We start from the raw sequence: 15,382 nt of genomic DNA on the forward strand, positions 1-15,382 counted from the left end.
CGGGGGACCGGGGGATCGGGGGGCGGAGGCCCGGGGGCGGGGAACAGGACCCCGGGAACGCGGGGGAGGGGCCGGGTACGGGGGTCCCGGCCCCTTGCGCGGAAGCGGCCCCCCTCGCCGTGTGGCGAGGGGGGCCGCTTCTCCGCGGGGCCCGCCGCCGCTCAGCCCACCGGCTGCGGCTGCGGTGCCGAGGTGTCCGCGGTACTGCGCCCCGGCTGCCGCAGCAGCAGGGCGACCGCGGCCGCCACCATGGAGATGCCGCCGGCCAGGGCGTACGCGCCGTCGTAGCCCCAGGCGGCGACCACCATCGAGCCGAGTCCGCCGCCGAACAGACCGCTGATCAGCTTTCCGCTGTACACCAGCCCGTAGTTGGTGGCGTTGTAGTTCTCGCCGAAGTAGTCCGGGGTCAGCGCCGCGAACATCGGGTAGAACGCCCCGCCGCCGAATCCGGAGAGGAAGGCGAAGAACAGGAACAGCGCCTCGCTGTGGACGTCGCCGGCCCAGATCACGCCGAACTGCGCGAGTCCCAGGACCACGATCACGAAGACCAGCGTCTGCTTGCGCCCCCAGGTGTCGGAGAGCCAGCCCACCACACCCCGGCCCACACCGTTGACGACCGCCATGACTCCCATGGACGAGGCCGCCACCAGCGGTCCGAAGCCCACCTCCTTGGCGAAGTCGACCTGGAAGGAGATCCCGAAGATCGACACGCCGGCGGTCATCACCAGCGCGACCCACATCAGCGGGAGCATGCCGGTCCTGATCGCCTCCTTGGGGGTGTACTGCTTCACGGCCGGAGGGTTCTTCGCGAGGCTCGCGGCCGCCTTCCCGGAACCGCCGTGGGCCAGCGGGTCGACGTCCGCGGGCCACCAGTTCTTCGGCGGGTCCTTGAAGAAGAACGCGGCGGTCAGCACCACGACCATCACGTAACAGCCGATGAGGTCCAGCACGCGGTGGTAATTGGCCGTGTCGAAGGCGTAGTTGAAGATGAAGATGAACGGCAGGGAGCCGTACGCGAAGCCGCCGTTGACGAATCCCGTCCGCGCGCCACGCCGTTCGGGGTACCACTTCCCGACCATGTTGATGCAGGTCGCGTACACCAGACCGGACCCGACGCCGCCGACGACGCCGAAGCCCAGGATCGCCAGGAGCACGTCGTCCAGATGCGACAGGGCCAGGAACCCGGCCGCGCACATGACCGAGCCCGCGTACATGGCCTGACGTGCCGTCAAGATCCCTCTCTCCCGCAGCCAGCCCGCCGGGAAGGCGATGCCGGCCTGGAAGAACACCCAGACGCTGAGGATCCAGAAGGTGTTGCTCTGCGTCCAGCCGTGGGCGTGGGAAAGGGTGTCCTCGGCCGAGCCGTAGGCGTACTCGAAGACACTGATGGCCATCATGGCGATCCAGGGCAGGTAGACCATGAACGCGCGCGAATGGCCGAGGATGTCCCGGTCGCTCTCGCCGACCCGGTAGACGCGGCCCCGGGCGTCCGTCAGCTCCCGGTACGCGCGCCCCCGGGCGCCGGGCTCGTCCGGCGAGTCCTTCGCCGCCGTCGGTTCCGCCGTCATGACGCCATCTCCTCGCCGAGCGGGTGTGGATTGGGGACGATGCCGCGGGCCGTGGGCCGGCCCGGCGCCTTGAGGAACAGGGCCAGCACGGCGGACGCCAGACCGATGGACCCGGCGAGCACGAAGGCTCCGTGGTAGTCCCACGCGCCGACGACGACCGCGCCCATGCCGGAGCCCACGAGGCCCGAGATGAGCTTCGAGCTGTAGACCATCCCGTAGTTCGAGGCGTTGTTGTTCTCACCGAAGTAGTCCGCGGTCATGGCCGCGAACAGCGGGAAGATCGCGCCGCCCCCGAAGCCGGAGACCATGGAGCAGAACAGGAAGAACGGCATGCTGCCCATCTGGCCCGAGACGAGCACACCGAACTGGGCCGAACCCAGCACCAGACACACGATGATCAGCGTGTGACGCCGTCCGGCGCGGTCGGAGATCCAGCCGATGACCCCGCGACCGGTGCCGTTGACGATCGCCTTCAGCGACATCGCCGTGGCCACGATCCCGCCCGCGAAGCCCATGTCCTTGCCGAACGGGACCTGGAAGGCGATGCCGAAGATGTTGATCCCGGCCGTGCACAGCAGACAGAACCACATCATCCACAGAACAGGGGTACGCGCGGCCTCCTTCGGGGTGTACTGCTTCACGGCCGGCGGGTTCTTCTCCAGCGCCCGCCGGACCCTCGGGTCGTCCGGCACCTTCAACGGGTCCACGTCCGGCGGCCACCAGCCCTTCGGCGGGTCCTTGAAGAACCAGCCGGCCGCCGCGACCAGGGCACAGCAGACCAGGCCGACGCCCACCAGGACGCCCCGGTAGTTGCCCAGGTCCATGTACGAGGTGAACAGGAAGACGAAGGGCACGGACCCGTAGGCGAAACCGCCGTTGACGAAGCCCGTCTTGCCGCCCTTGCGCTCCGGATACCACTTGCCGACCATGTTCACGCAGGTCGCGTAGACAAGACCCGCTCCGATGCCGCTGCACATGCCGAAGCCGAGATAGGCGACCGCCACATGCGGGGCGAACGCCAGGGACACATAGCCGAGCAGCGTGCCGAGCGCGCCCAGCAGCATGGCCGTACGGGCGGGGAGCCTGCCGCTCTCCCGCAGTCGCCCGGCCGGGAAGGCCACGGCCGCCTGGAAGAAGATCCAGACGCCCATCAGCCAGAAGATGTGTCCGCTGCTCCACAGATGAGCCTCGTGAAGGGTGTCCTCCGCGGAGGTGAACGCGTACTCGGCCGAGCTGATGCCCAGCATGCCCGCCCAGGGCAGGACGACCATCCACGCGCGTCTGCGGCCCATGATGTCGATGTCGGTCTCGCCGACGCGGTACACGCGTCCGTTCCGGTCCTTCACCTCTCGGGGTGGAACCGATGTCGAGTAGCCGGTGGTTGTCATGTCGATCGAGATCCCCTTGCGTCGAAAGATCTGGTCAGCGCCCCCTGCCACATGCCTTTCGTGCGCTCACGGGTCCCGGGGGCGGCCGACGCGCACCGTCGGCCGGCCCCCCGCGTCCTCAGGTCATGAACGACCCCCCAACAGGCCCGCCGCGCGCGCCCAGCGGTACTTCGCGCCGAGGACGGCCACCGGCATCTCGGTGGTGTACGGGTAGGCCACGACCCCCCGCTCGTACAGGTACCGGCATGCCTCCTCGATCTCGACGTCGCCCGCGAGCGAGGCCACCACGGGCTTCTCGACGCCGCGTTCGCGGAACTCGGCCACCACGCGCGCGGTGAGCTCGGCGAAGACCATGGGCGGGGTGACGACGGTGTGCCAGTAGCCGAGGACCAGCGCGTGGACGCGCGGGTCCTCCAGACCGAGCCGGATCGTCGCCTCGTACGTCGACGGCGGCTCGCCGCCCGTGATGTCCACCGGGTTGCCCGCGGCCCCGAAGGGCGGGATGAACTCCCGGAAGGAGGCGTCGAGGTCCGGCGGGATCTCCATCAGGGACAGCCCGTTGTCCGTGACCGCGTCCGACAGCAGCACCCCGCTCCCGCCCGCTCCGGTGATGATCACGACGTTGTCGCCCCGGGGGGCGGGCAGCACCGGCAGGGCGCGCGCGTACTCCAGCATGTCGGTCAGGCCGGGAGCCCTGATGACCCCGGCCTGCCGGAGGATGTCGTCGTACACGGCGTCGTCGCCCGCGAGGGCCCCGGTGTGCGAGCCCGCGGCCCGCGCGCCGGCGGCGGTCCGCCCCGCCTTCAGGACGATGACGGGCTTCTTCGGGACGGTGGCGCGGGCCGCCTCCACGAAGGCGCGGCCGTCCTTGAGGTCCTCCAGGTGCATCGCCACGCACCGGGTGTGCGGGTCCTCGCCGAACCAGGTGAGCAGGTCGTCCTCGTCCAGGTCCGCCTTGTTGCCGAGCCCGACGATCGCCGAGACACCCGTCTTCGTCGTCCGGGCGAACCCCAGCACGGCCATGCCGATCCCGCCGGACTGCGAGGAGAGCGCGACACCGCCCTTCACGTCGTAGGGCGTGCAGAACGTGGCGCACACGTCGTGCCAGGTCGAGTAGTAGCCGTAGATGTTCGGACCGAGCAGCCGGATGCCGTGGCGCTCGCCGATGGCCGTGATCTCGTCCTGGAGGGCCGCTTCGCCGGTCTCCGCGAAACCGGAGGGGATCAGGACCGCGTTGGGGATGTTCTTGCGTCCGGCCTCCTCCAGGACGCGGGGCACCGCGCGGGCGGGGACGGCGAAGACCGCGACGTCCACCTCACCGGGGATGTCCGTGACACTCGCGTAGGCCTTGCGGCCCTGGATGTCGTCGGCCTTGGGGTTCACCGGGTGGATCTCGCCCGCGAAGCCTCCGTCGACGAGGTTGCGCAGCACCGCGTGACCGATCTTGCCCGGGACGTCGGAGGCGCCGATCACGGCGATCGACCTCGGCCGCATCAGCCGGTCCATGGAGGCGAGGATCTCCTCACGGGTGTACCGGCGCCGCCCGGCCGGGGCGTTCGCGCCGAGGATCACGCGGATGTCCGCCGCGACCGCGCCGTCCGGGGACGCGATCACCGGGTTGAGGTCGACCTCGGCGATCTCGGGGAAGTCCGTGACGAGTTCGGAGACACGGCGGATCTGTTCGGCGAGGGCCGTCCGGTCCACCGCCGGCCCGCCGCGCACCCCGCGCAGGATCTGCGCCGAGCGGATCGAGTCGAGCATCGACAGCGCCTCGTCGGTGTCCACCGGAGCGAGCCGGAAGGTGACGTCCTTGAGCACCTCGACGAGCACACCGCCGAGCCCGAAGGCGACGACCTTCCCGAAGGTCGGGTCGGTCACCGCGCCGACGATGACCTCCTGTCCGGGCGGGATCAGCTCCTGCACCTGGACGCCGTCGACGCGGGCGCGGGCGTCGTACGAGCGGGCGTTGGCGACCAGCGTCCGGAACGCGGCCCGTACGTCCGCTTCCCCCTCCACACCGACCAGCACCCCGCCCGCGTCGGTCTTGTGCAGGATGTCGGGGGAGACGATCTTCATCACCACGGGGCCGTCGAACCCTTCCGCGTGGCGCACGGCCTCGTCCTCGTCGCGGGCGGTCTCCTCGCCGGGCACCGCGATCCCGTAGGCGTCGGCGATCCGCTTGCCCTCGGGGGCCGTCAGCGCGGTGCGGCCCTCGCGCCGTACGCCGTCGAGGAGCGCCCGCACCCGTGCCACCCGGTCCTGAGTCGCCACCTCAGATCACCCCGCCCGTCCGGAGAAGCCGCAATTCCTCGTCACCGAGGCCGAGTTCGCCGACGTAGATCTCCTCGTTGTGCTCACCGAGCAGCGGGGAGGCGGTGATGTCGACGGGGGAGTCGGAGAGTTTGAGCGGGCTGCCGACGGTGACGTACGAGCCGCGCTCGGGGTGCGGCACCTCGACGACCATGTCGTTGGCGGCGAGCGAGGCGTCCTCGATGATCTCCTTGGTGGACAGGATCGGTCCGCACGGGATGTTCTCGGCGTTGAGCTTCTCCAGCACCTGCCATTTGGGCAACGTCGTGGTCCATTCCTCGATGAGCTGGAACATCTTGGCGAGCCTGGGCAGCCGGGCCCGCGGGGTGGACCAGCCGGGGTCGTCGGCCAGTTCGGGGCGGCCGATCAGCCGGGTGATCGGTTTCCAGCCGGTGGGCTGGACGATGACGTAGACGTAGTCGTTGGGGCCGCCCGGCGCGCACTTGACGGCCCAGCCGGGCTGGCCGCCGCCGGAGGCGTTGCCCGAGCGGGGGACCTCGTCGCCGAAGTCGTCGTTCGGGTACTCGGCGAGCGGACCGTGGGCCAGGCGCTGCTGGTCGCGCAGCTTGACCCGGCAGAGGTTGAGGACGGCGTGCTGCATGGCCACGTTGACGCGCTGGCCGCGTCCGGTGCGGGTGCGCTGGAGCAGCGCGGCGAGGACGGCGGCGACGGCGTGGACGCCGGTGCCCGAGTCGCCGATCTGGGCGCCGGTGGCCATCGGCGGCCCGTCCTCGAACCCGGTGGTGGCCATGGAGCCGCCCATCGCCTGCGCGACCACCTCGTACGCCTTGAAGTCGGTGTACGGGCCGTCCCCGAAGCCCTTGATGGAGGCGTAGACGATCCGCGGGTTGATCTCGCGGATGCGGTCCCAGGTGAAGCCCATGCGGTCGATCGCTCCGGGGCCGAAGTTCTCCACCAGGACGTCGGAGCGGCTGATCAGCTCGGTCAGGAGCTGTTTGCCGCGCTCGGTCTTGGTGTTGAGGGTGATGCTGCGCTTGTTGCTGTTCAGCATGGTGAAGTAGAGCGAGTCGGCGTCCGGGATGTCCCGCAGCTGGGTGCGGGTGATGTCACCGCTCGGCGCCTCGAGTTTGACCACGTCGGCGCCGAGCCAGGCCATCAACTGGGTCGCCGAGGGGCCGGACTGAACGTGCGTCATGTCCAGGACCCGGATGCCTTCGAGAGCCTTGGTCGTCACAGGTCACCTCACTTGTCCGTTGCCTTGAGCCGCTGCGGTGCGGCGGCGGGTGGGCCAGGTTCGGTACATTGCATACAGTCGACGAATACTGTATGAAGAGTGTTATCCCGCATCCGATGGGTGATGTCCAGGGGTCGTGCACCACTTTCAGGACAGGAGCCGAAACGTGGACCTGTACGAACATCAGGCGCGGCAACTCTTCGAGGAACACGGCATCTTGGTGCCGCGCGCCGAGGTCACCGACTCACCCGGCCGGGCGGGGGACATCGCCCGCCGGCTCGGCGGCCGGGCCGTCGTCAAGGCCCAGGTGAGGACGGGCGGGCGCGGCAAGGCGGGCGGAGTGCGGCTCGCCGAGGACCCGGAGGCCGCCGAACGCGCGGCCCGCGAGATCCTCGGCATGACCATCAAGGGCCACCCCGTCCGCTCGGTCATGCTGGCCCGACCGGTCGACATCGAGGCCGAGTTCTACGTCTCGTACGTCCTCGACCGCGCCGCCGGGCGCTTCCTCGCGATCGCCTCCACCGAGGGCGGCACCGAGATCGAGGAGGTCGCGGCGGCCAGGCCGGAGGCGGTGACGCGCGTCCCCGTGGACCCCGCGGAGGGCGTCACCCCGCAGAAGGCCGCCGAGATCGCCCGGGCGGCCGGACTGCCCCCGCGCGCCGCCGACGTCCTCGTCCGGCTCTGGCAGGTGCTCGTCCGCGAGGACGCCCTCCTGGTCGAGGTGAACCCCCTCGTCCGCACCGCCCAGGGGCAGCTCACGGCCCTGGACGGCAAGGTCACGCTCGACGACAACGCCCGCTACCGCCAGGCGCGTTGGGACCGGAAGGAGGAGACCGCGCACGACGACCCGCTGGAGGCCGCGGCCGCCGCCAAGGGCCTCAACTACGTGAAGCTGGACGGCGAGGTCGGTGTCATCGGCAACGGCGCCGGTCTCGTCATGTCGACGCTCGACGTGGTCGCCGGAAGCGGTGCCCGCCCCGCCAACTTCCTCGACATCGGCGGCGGGGCCTCGGCGCGGATCATGTCCGACGGTCTGTCCGTCGTCCTGTCCGACCCCGGCGTCCGGTCCGTCCTCGTCAACGTCTTCGGCGGCATCACCGCCTGCGACGCCGTCGCCGACGGGATCGTGCGGGCCCTGGACGCCGTACGGCCGACCAAACCGATCGTGGTCCGGCTCGACGGCAACAACGCGGCCCGGGGCCGCGCCGTCCTCGGCGACCGCGCCCACCCCCTGGTGCACCAGGCCCCCACCATGGACGCCGCCGCCCGCCTGGCCGCCCGCCTGGCCCACACGAACTGAAGGAAGAGGGACATGGCCGTCTTTCTCACCCAGGAGTCCAAGATCCTCGTCCAGGGCATGACCGGCGCCGAGGGCATGCGGCACACCCGGCGCATGCTCGCCGCCGGCACGGACGTCGTCGGCGGCGTCAATCCGCGCAAGGCCGGTCTGACCGTGGAGTTCGACCTCCCCGGTCCCGAGGGCCGCCCCGGGGCCCCGCGGACCGTGCCCGTCTTCGGGTCGGTGCGCGAGGGGATCGAGGCGACGGGAGCCGACGTGAGCGTCGTGTTCGTGCCGCCCGCCTTCGCCCGCGCGGCCGTGCTGGAGGCCGCCGACGCCGGGATCGCGCTCGCCGTCGTCATCACCGAGGGCATCCCCGTCCACGACTCCGTGGCCTTCTGCGCGCACGCCGCCGCCCGCGGGACCCGTGTCATCGGCCCCAACTGCCCCGGCCTCATCTCCCCCGGACGGTCGAACGCGGGCATCGTCCCCGCCGACATCACCGGCCCCGGGGGCATCGGCCTGGTCTCCAAGTCCGGCACCCTCACCTACCAACTCATGCACGAACTGAGGGACGTCGGCTTCTCGACCTGCGTGGGCATCGGCGGGGACCCCGTCGTCGGCACCTCGCACATCGACTGTCTGGCGGCCTTCGAGAAGGACCCCGACACCAAGCTGATCGTTCTCATCGGGGAGATCGGCGGCGACGCCGAGGAACGGGCGGCGGCGTACATACGCGATCACGTCACCAAGCCCGTCGTCGGCTACATCGCCGGATTCACCGCCCCCGAGGGCCGGACCATGGGCCACGCCGGCGCCATCGTCTCCGGCTCCTCGGGCACCGCCGAGGCCAAGAGGAAGGCCCTGGAGGCGGCCGGGGTCCAGGTCGGCGGCACCCCGACGGAGACGGCCCGGCTGGTCCTCGCGCGGCTGGCGGAGCGCGCGACGCCGAGCGATGTCACTCATAGTTGATCCGTGGTGACTTCCGGAAGCCGCCCGCCCCCGCCGCCTCCCCCTTCCTTACGCGACCTTCCTCACGCGACCTTCCTCATGCGACCTCCGTACGCGACGACTGTTCGCGAGGCCCGATCGACCTGCCGTCCGGCAGGGACCGGGCCCCCGCCCCCGACCGTGCACCGAGAGCGGAGACACTCGTGACCACCCCCGGCCCGACCCCGTCCGGCCCGACGCCCCGTCGCGGCCCCGACGCTCCCGCCCCCCTCGTCCTCAAGTCCGGCACGTCCTGGAGCGACGCCTTCCGGCGGTCCCTCGCCGCCGCCCCCGAGGCGTTCCGCGACGACCGGGTGCTCAACCTCTGGAACGCCGGCTGGCAGGCCGACGGCCGGGCCCTGCCCGCCACCAGCCCCGTCGACGGCGGCCCCGTCGCCGGACCGCCACGCCTGGACGCCACCACCGCACGGCAGGCCGTCCGCGCTTCGCTCGACCAGCACCGCGCCTGGCGACACGTGCCCCTCGCCGAACGCCGGGCCCGCGTGGCGGCGGCCCTCGACGCCCTCACCGAACACCGTGAACTGCTCGCGCTGCTGCTCGTCTGGGAGATCGGCAAGCCCTGGCGGCTGGCCCAGGCCGACGTGGACCGCGCGATCGACGGCGTGCGCTGGTACGTCGACGGCATCGAACCCATGGTGGAGGGCCGGACCCCGCTCGACGGCCCCGTCTCCAACATCGCGAGCTGGAACTACCCGATGAGCGTCCTCGTCCACGCCATGCTCGTCCAGGCACTCGCGGGCAACGCGGTCATCGCCAAGACCCCGACCGACGGCGGGGTCGCGTGTCTCACCCTGGCCTGCGCGCTCGCCGTACGCGAAGGACTGCCCCTCACCCTCGTCAGCGGCAGCGGGGGAGAGCTGTCGGAGGCGCTCGTGCGCGCGCCCGAGATCGGCTGCGTCTCCTTCGTCGGCGGCCGCGACACCGGCGCCGCGGTGGCCACCGCCGTCGCCGACCTCGGCAAGCGCCACGTCCTCGAACAGGAGGGGCTCAACACCTGGGGCGTCTGGAACCACAGCGACTGGGACGCGCTGACGGCGGTCGTCCCCAAGCTCTTCGACTACGGCAAGCAGCGCTGCACCGCCTACCCGCGCTTCGTCGTCCAGCGCGCCCTGTTCGACGACTTCCTCGCCGCGTACCTGCCGGCCGTCCGCACCCTGCGCACCGGCCATCCGCTCGCCGTCGAGCACCCCGACGACCCTTACCCGTCGCTGGACTTCGGCCCGGTCATCAACGCGGCCAAGGCCAAGGAACTGGACGACCAGGTCACCGAGGCCATCGACCGCGGCGCGGTCCCGCTGTACCGGGGCAAGCCGTCCGACGCCCGCTTCCTGCCCGGCCAGGACACCGCGGCGTACGTCCAGCCCGTGACGCTCCTCAATCCGCCGCCCTCCTCACCGCTGCACCACGCGGAGCCCTTCGGCCCGGTCGACACGATCGTCCTGGTCGACACCGAGGCCGAACTGCTCGCCGCGATGAACGCCTCGAACGGGGCGCTGGTCGCCACCCTGTCCACGGACGACGAGGCGACGTACGACCGGCTGGCCCCCCAGATCCGCGCGTTCAAGGTCGGCCACGGCAGGCCCCGCTCCCGCGGCGACCGCGACGAACTCTTCGGCGGCTTCGGAGCGTCGTGGCGCGGCGCGTTCGTGGGCGGGGAACTCCTGGTGCGCGCGGTGACGCGGGGCCCGGCGGGGGAGCGGCTGCCGGGGAACTTCCCGGAGTACCACTTGATGCCGTGAGCCGGGCGGGTCGGCGATCCGCTGCCGTTCCGGTCGGCTAACCGATGCCCTGCCGGTCCGGGTGCAGGGCGAAGGCGCGGTCCGAGGGCTCGGCCACGGAGCGCTCGACGGCCTCGACGAGCAGGGCGCGGTGGCGGAGCAGGGGCTCACGGCGGTCCGCGGGAGCGATCGCGGCGAGGTCGTCCAGGCCCGCCACGATGCGCCGGGTGACCTGCGGAGTGCCCACCGCGCAGCCCCGGATCTCCGCGAACCCGAGATCGACCAGCTCCGTCCAGCCCGGCACGGGCTGCACCAGCCGAACCTTCCCGCGCCGGTCCCGGTGGAGAGCGGTGTCGAGGGGCCGGCCGGCGACGGCGGCCAGGAACTGCACGATGCGGTCGATCGCCTGCACGGCCGTGGTCGGGTCGTTCACCGCGGCCGACAGCGCCCGCAGCCCGATGTCGGCGAGCTGGCGCAGTCCGAACGCGAAGTCCTGGTGGAAGGTGCGGTCCACGCCGACGGACACGGTGTAGCTCAGCGACCGCCCGGCCGGGGCGGGGCCTCCGTGCACGGCGAACAGCGGAGTGCCCGGTACGACGAAGTCCCCGATCCGCGGGAGCAGCCGCAGCACGACGTCCTCCTGCCCGGCCGCCCGCACCAGCCGGGCGATGTTCACGTCCCGAAGGACGCCGGCCCGTCCGTGGTGGGCGACCCGGGCCGTCTCGGGCCCGAGCGTGTCCTCCTCGCCGGTCGAGCGGGCCACGGGCATGCGCGCGACCACCTTGAACGCCTCGCGGGTGATGCGGTCGATGACATGGCTGATGCGCATGAGCCGCAGGGTCTGGTTCACGTACAGCACGAAGAGCAGCAGGCTCAGCCCGAGCATGGTGAGCGTCAGCACCGACTGGACCAGCGGGATCGAGGTCACGTACCGCGCTTCGGCCTGTCCCTCGTACGAGGTCAGCACGAGGAGCGACAGCAGGAAGGTGGCGAGGAACACCGCGAAGGTGGCCTTGGTGATCCGGCTCCGTACGAAGATCCGCACCACGCGCGGACTGAACTGCCCGCTCGCCATCTGCACGGCGACCAGCGAGATGCTGAAGACCACGCCGATGAAGGTCATCATCGCCGAGCTGACCACGGTCACCACGGCCTTCGCGTCGTCGGCCAGGCGCAGCAGATCGTCGAGGGTGTCGTAGTCGCGCGCGTCGTGCAGCGCGTCGACGATCGCGGTGTCGATCTCGGTCGCCACCGCCCACACCACGAAGACCAACACCATGGCCGCGGTGGGCGCGAACCAGAACGTGTCCCGCAGGTGCTCCCGCAACGGCGACAGCGCTCTCGGCCGCCGCCCTTCCCGCAGACCACCGGTAGTCATCCAGTCACCCATGGTGAGACTGTAGGCGCACCCCCACTCCGCTCCGCGGACCCGCTCCGGGGGACGGATATGCAGGTGAAAGGCACTCCGAAACCTTGGTATTGTTATCCATGTCGCCGCGGGGAACGCCCCGGTCAGGCGGCAGACACCTTGTCCGGGTGGCGGAATGGCAGACGCGCTAGCTTGAGGTGCTAGTGCCCTTTATCGGGCGTGGGGGTTCAAGTCCCCCCTCGGACACTCTCTGCAGTGACACGCGAACGAGGACCCCGACCTGACGGTCGAGGTCCTCTTCGCGTTTTCCTCGCTCGGGACTCCCCGGAGGTGTCCTCCGGGCGTCCCCGGCGCCGTGGGCGGCGGCCGGTGGTGTGCCGGCCGCCGCCTGGCGGGAGCGATGCGGGCTCGCGTGCCCGTGGGGTGTGGCGTCAGTTCGACGTGCCGCCCGAGACCCACTGGCTCCACGGCATGTTCCAGTCGCTGAAGCCGTTGCCCGGGGCCACGGTGGCCTTGTCCGCGGAGTTCTTGACGATCACGACGTCACCGGTCAGCGAGTTGTCGAAGAACCACGCGGCCGGCATCTTGCCGTTGCCGGCGTTCCTGACGTCCTTCAGGCCGACGCAGCCGTGGCTGGTGTTGACCTTGCCGAAGACGGAGTCGCCGCCCCAGTAGTTGCCGTGGATGAACGTGCCCGAGTCGGTCAGGCGCATGGCGTGCGGCACGGCCTCGATGTCGTAGGAGGGCTTGCCGTTCTTCTCCGTGAGGCCGACGGTCGCACCGTTCATGTGGATCTGCCGGTACTTCTCGGAGATGACCATCTGGCCGTTGTACGTCGGGTGCTCGGCGCTGCCGGACGAGATCGGGATGGTCCTGATCGTCTTGCCGTCCCGCTTGACGGTCATCTGCTTCGTCTTGGCGTCGACGGTGCTGATCTGGCTCCGGCCGATCTTGAACGTGACCGTCTTCTCGACACCGTCGAGGTTCATCCTCACGGTGACGGTGGAGCCGGGCTTCCAGTAGTGCTCGGGGCGGAAGTCCAGGCGGCTGCCGCTGAGCCAGTGGCCGACGACCTGCTCGCCGCTGCTGGTGCTGACCTGGATCTTCGACTCCATGGCGGCCTTGTCGGCGATCGCCCTGCCGAAGTCGAAGCTCACCGGCATGCCCACGCCGACGGTCGAGCCGTTCTCGGGGGAGAGGTGGCCGAGGAAGTCGTTGGCCGGGGAGACCGTGGAGATCGAGGCGTTCTCGGTGGCGGCGCGGCCCTTCGCGTCCACGGCCTCCGCGGCGACCTGGTAGCGGGTGGCCTGCTTCAGCGGGCCGTTCGCCGTCCAGGACGTGCCGTCCGCGGACAGCGTGCCCTGCACCTCGGTGCCGGTCGCGACGGCGGTCATGGTCACCTTGGTGAGTCTGCCGTCGCTGACGGTGACGCTCACGGGGTCGTCCGTCCCGACGCCGTGGGCCGGACCGGGCGTGATCTTTATTCGGGCGTCGGAGACGTCCTGGGCGTCCGACTGGGTCGCCTGTGCCCGCGTCTCCGGGTGGGACCCGGTGTCATTGGTGGCTGCGTAGCTGGTACCGCCCAGCGCCGTGAGTGCGAGTGCTCCGGCCGTAGCCATCAGCCCGGTGCGTCGCTTGCGTGCGGTGATCAAACGCTTCTCCCATGCCACTGGTGGTTGAATCCCCCGGCCGATCGCCAGGGGGCAATCAGCTTCAAAGAAGCATTTTTGCGCATTAGTCCGATTTGTTGGGTGGTTTGTGGCGGGTCTCACGCACCACGTGTGCGCCGCCTTGCCGCCAGATCCGCCAGTGGGCCACCTGGCCGCTGGATCCGCCGTCGGGCCGCCCGGTCGCCGGATCCGCCATCGGGCCGCCCGGCCCGGTCGGCCGGCGCCTCACCTCTCGGAGATCACGGAGAGCCACGCCGTGTCCTCCGGGCCGGGAGTCTCCGGGTCCGGTGCGGGGAGTCGGCGGAGCTCGCCCGTGCTCAGGGCGATCGTGGCCCGGGGGCGCATCGGCCCCTGGCCCCTGCGGGAGAGCAGGACGAGCTCCCAGACCGTCGCCGTCATGGCGTCGAGCCGGGCGGCGCAGTCGGCGCCGACCCGCAGTGGATCACGGGTCCGGCCCAGGGACAGATGGGGGGTGAAGCTCCTGGCGGGCCCGTCGCCGTGCGGGAACCGCTGCCGCAGTGCGTGGTGCAGGTCCGCCCAGGGGGCCAGGCCGGCCGCCGCCGGGTCGAGCCACACGGTGGCGTACGCCCTGTGCCGGAAGGTCCGTACGCCGTCCAGTCGCGCGGTGAACACCGGCACCTCGGCCGTCGCCGCGGCGAGCAGCGGGGCCGCCCGCTCGAAGTCGGACTCGGGCACGAACGGGAAGAGGACGTTGACGTGGGGCGGCCAGCGGTGGATCTGAGGGTCGTAGTCCCGGCGGATGCCCTGGATGGGCGGCCACAGGTCGGCGGGCGGGATCCAGGCCACCGCCGAGCGGCGCATCTCGTCGCTGGTTCGCATCAGGCGTCCTCTCCCGTCACACCCCCTCCTTCAGGGTGCCGCGCGCCCGGTCGGAGACATGTTTCCGTGACGTCGAACGTGATGTTGAATACGGAAACAATGTTGACATGAACACTTCCGTCAAGTGGTTGCCTGTTGTACCAAATGAGGGCCAGCTTTCCCGCTCAGGGAGGTCCTGTGAGACGCGTCAAATTGCGATCCACCCTTGTCGCCTTCGGTCTCGCGATGATGTTCGGCCTGGTGCTGACCGGCCCGGCGCACGCCGCCGGGCCGGCGTATGTCGCGCTGGGGGATTCGTACTCGGCCGGCAACGGCGCAGGGAACTACGACAGTTCGAGCGGAGGCTGCCACCGCAGCCTCAGCGCCTACCCCTACCTGTGGAAAAACGCGCACGCCCCGTCCTCGTTCGCCGACACGTCCTGCTCGGGAGCGGTCACCACGGATGTGACGAACAGCCAGCTCGCCCCGCTGAACTCCGCCACCGGCCTCGTCTCGCTCACCATCGGCGGCAACGACGCCGGCTTCTCGGACGTCATGACCACCTGTGTCACCGGGTCGGACACCGACTGCGTCAACCGCGTGAACACAGCCGAGAACTACGCCCGGAACACCCTCCCCGCCCGCCTCGACGCCACGTACGACGCCATCCGCGCCAAGGCCCCCAACGCCAAGGTGGTCGTCCTCGGCTACCCGCACATGTATACGCTCAACGTCTTCTGCGTCGGTCTCAGCGCCACCAAGCACAGCAAGATCGACGAGGCCTCTGACGTCATCGATGGTGTCATCGCCGCCCGCGCCGCCGCCCACGGCTTCGTCTTCGGAGACGTCCGCGGCACGTTCGGCGGCCATGAGCTGTGCTCCAGCGACGGCTGGCTGCACTCCCTGGTGGTCTCCCCGAGCTGGGAGTCGTACCACCCCACCGCCACCGGCCACGCGAGCGGCTACTACCCCGTCCTCAACGCCAACAGCTGACCTCCCCCGGGGGCGAGCCGGCCCGGCCCGCCCCCGGACCGCCGGCGTCGAACGACGGGTCG

At 70.8% G+C, this 15,382-nt stretch carries 11 protein-coding genes and 1 tRNA gene; 5 read left to right on the forward strand and 7 right to left on the reverse strand.

Translation table 11 applies throughout. The features are described 5' to 3' along the window. Positions 1-161: 161 nt before the first annotated feature. The 4 genes from ACFRIC_RS36505 to frc form a co-directional block, all read right to left on the reverse strand. Positions 162-1,568, reverse strand: coding sequence for an OFA family MFS transporter (locus ACFRIC_RS36505; RefSeq protein ID WP_382795352.1), 1,407 nt, complete (start codon positions 1,566-1,568; stop codon positions 162-164). After that, the gene (locus ACFRIC_RS36510) at positions 1,565-2,956 is read right to left on the reverse strand and encodes an OFA family MFS transporter (RefSeq protein WP_382795354.1); all 1,392 of its coding nucleotides are present in this window, start codon (positions 2,954-2,956) and stop codon (positions 1,565-1,567) included. Before ACFRIC_RS36510 ends, ACFRIC_RS36505 begins: the two co-directional genes overlap by 4 nt. Positions 2,957-3,079: 123 nt before the next feature. Continuing rightward, the gene (locus tag ACFRIC_RS36515; RefSeq protein ID WP_382795357.1) at positions 3,080-5,227 is read right to left on the reverse strand and encodes an acetate--CoA ligase family protein; all 2,148 of its coding nucleotides are present in this window, start codon (positions 5,225-5,227) and stop codon (positions 3,080-3,082) included. A 1-nt stretch (position 5,228) separates the two neighbouring features. Continuing rightward, positions 5,229-6,461, reverse strand: coding sequence for a formyl-CoA transferase (gene frc / locus ACFRIC_RS36520; protein ID WP_382795359.1), 1,233 nt, complete (start codon positions 6,459-6,461; stop codon positions 5,229-5,231). A gap of 166 nt (positions 6,462-6,627) precedes the next feature. Here frc and sucC point away from each other — a divergent pair, with 166 nt between their 5' ends. From sucC to ACFRIC_RS36535, 3 genes are all read left to right on the forward strand, one after another. Next, complete coding sequence (sucC, locus tag ACFRIC_RS36525; protein ID WP_382795363.1) at positions 6,628-7,761, forward strand: ADP-forming succinate--CoA ligase subunit beta; 1,134 nt, start codon at positions 6,628-6,630, stop codon at positions 7,759-7,761. Between the two features lie 12 nt (positions 7,762-7,773). Then, complete coding sequence (gene sucD, locus ACFRIC_RS36530) at positions 7,774-8,712, forward strand: succinate--CoA ligase subunit alpha (protein ID WP_382795365.1); 939 nt, start codon at positions 7,774-7,776, stop codon at positions 8,710-8,712. A gap of 182 nt (positions 8,713-8,894) precedes the next feature. After that, positions 8,895-10,490 (forward strand): aldehyde dehydrogenase family protein, encoded by a 1,596-nt coding sequence (locus ACFRIC_RS36535; RefSeq protein WP_382795368.1) that lies wholly within the window; start codon positions 8,895-8,897, stop codon positions 10,488-10,490. A 37-nt stretch (positions 10,491-10,527) separates the two neighbouring features. Here the strand turns inward: ACFRIC_RS36535 and ACFRIC_RS36540 are convergent, their stop codons facing one another. Then, on the reverse strand, positions 10,528-11,859 hold the full coding sequence (locus ACFRIC_RS36540; protein WP_382795371.1) for a DUF2254 domain-containing protein: 1,332 nt from the start codon (positions 11,857-11,859) through the stop codon (positions 10,528-10,530). Between the two features lie 140 nt (positions 11,860-11,999). Here ACFRIC_RS36540 and ACFRIC_RS36545 point away from each other — a divergent pair. After that, positions 12,000-12,084, forward strand: a tRNA-Leu gene (locus ACFRIC_RS36545). A 185-nt stretch (positions 12,085-12,269) separates the two neighbouring features. Here ACFRIC_RS36545 and ACFRIC_RS36550 read toward each other — a convergent pair. Together ACFRIC_RS36550 and ACFRIC_RS36555 are read right to left on the reverse strand one after the other, a co-directional pair. After that, on the reverse strand, positions 12,270-13,457 hold the full coding sequence (locus ACFRIC_RS36550; RefSeq protein ID WP_382795430.1) for an Ig-like domain-containing protein: 1,188 nt from the start codon (positions 13,455-13,457) through the stop codon (positions 12,270-12,272). A gap of 276 nt (positions 13,458-13,733) precedes the next feature. Beyond that, positions 13,734-14,348, reverse strand: a complete 615-nt coding sequence (locus tag ACFRIC_RS36555) for a 2'-5' RNA ligase family protein (protein ID WP_382795374.1) — start codon at positions 14,346-14,348, stop codon at positions 13,734-13,736. A 225-nt stretch (positions 14,349-14,573) separates the two neighbouring features. Between ACFRIC_RS36555 and ACFRIC_RS36560 the strand changes: the two genes are divergently transcribed. After that, on the forward strand, positions 14,574-15,320 hold the full coding sequence (locus tag ACFRIC_RS36560) for an SGNH/GDSL hydrolase family protein (RefSeq protein ID WP_382795433.1): 747 nt from the start codon (positions 14,574-14,576) through the stop codon (positions 15,318-15,320). The last annotated feature ends 62 nt before the right edge of the window (positions 15,321-15,382 follow it).

The organism is Streptomyces sp. NPDC056738, assembly GCF_042790435.1.
In the GTDB taxonomy this organism is placed as follows: domain Bacteria; phylum Actinomycetota; class Actinomycetes; order Streptomycetales; family Streptomycetaceae; genus Streptomyces.

Coding starts and splice junctions, on each gene's coding strand:
- ACFRIC_RS36505 (WP_382795352.1), bottom strand. CDS start 1,568: ATGACGGCGGAACCGACGGCGGCGAAGGACTCGCCGGACGAGCCCGGC.
- ACFRIC_RS36510 (WP_382795354.1), bottom strand. CDS start 2,956: ATGACAACCACCGGCTACTCGACATCGGTTCCACCCCGAGAGGTGAAG.
- sucD (WP_382795365.1), top strand. CDS start 7,774: ATGGCCGTCTTTCTCACCCAGGAGTCCAAGATCCTCGTCCAGGGCATG.
- ACFRIC_RS36540 (WP_382795371.1), bottom strand. CDS start 11,859: ATGGGTGACTGGATGACTACCGGTGGTCTGCGGGAAGGGCGGCGGCCG.
- ACFRIC_RS36550 (WP_382795430.1), bottom strand. CDS start 13,457: ATGGCTACGGCCGGAGCACTCGCACTCACGGCGCTGGGCGGTACCAGC.
- ACFRIC_RS36555 (WP_382795374.1), bottom strand. CDS start 14,348: ATGCGAACCAGCGACGAGATGCGCCGCTCGGCGGTGGCCTGGATCCCG.
- ACFRIC_RS36560 (WP_382795433.1), top strand. CDS start 14,574: ATGATGTTCGGCCTGGTGCTGACCGGCCCGGCGCACGCCGCCGGGCCG.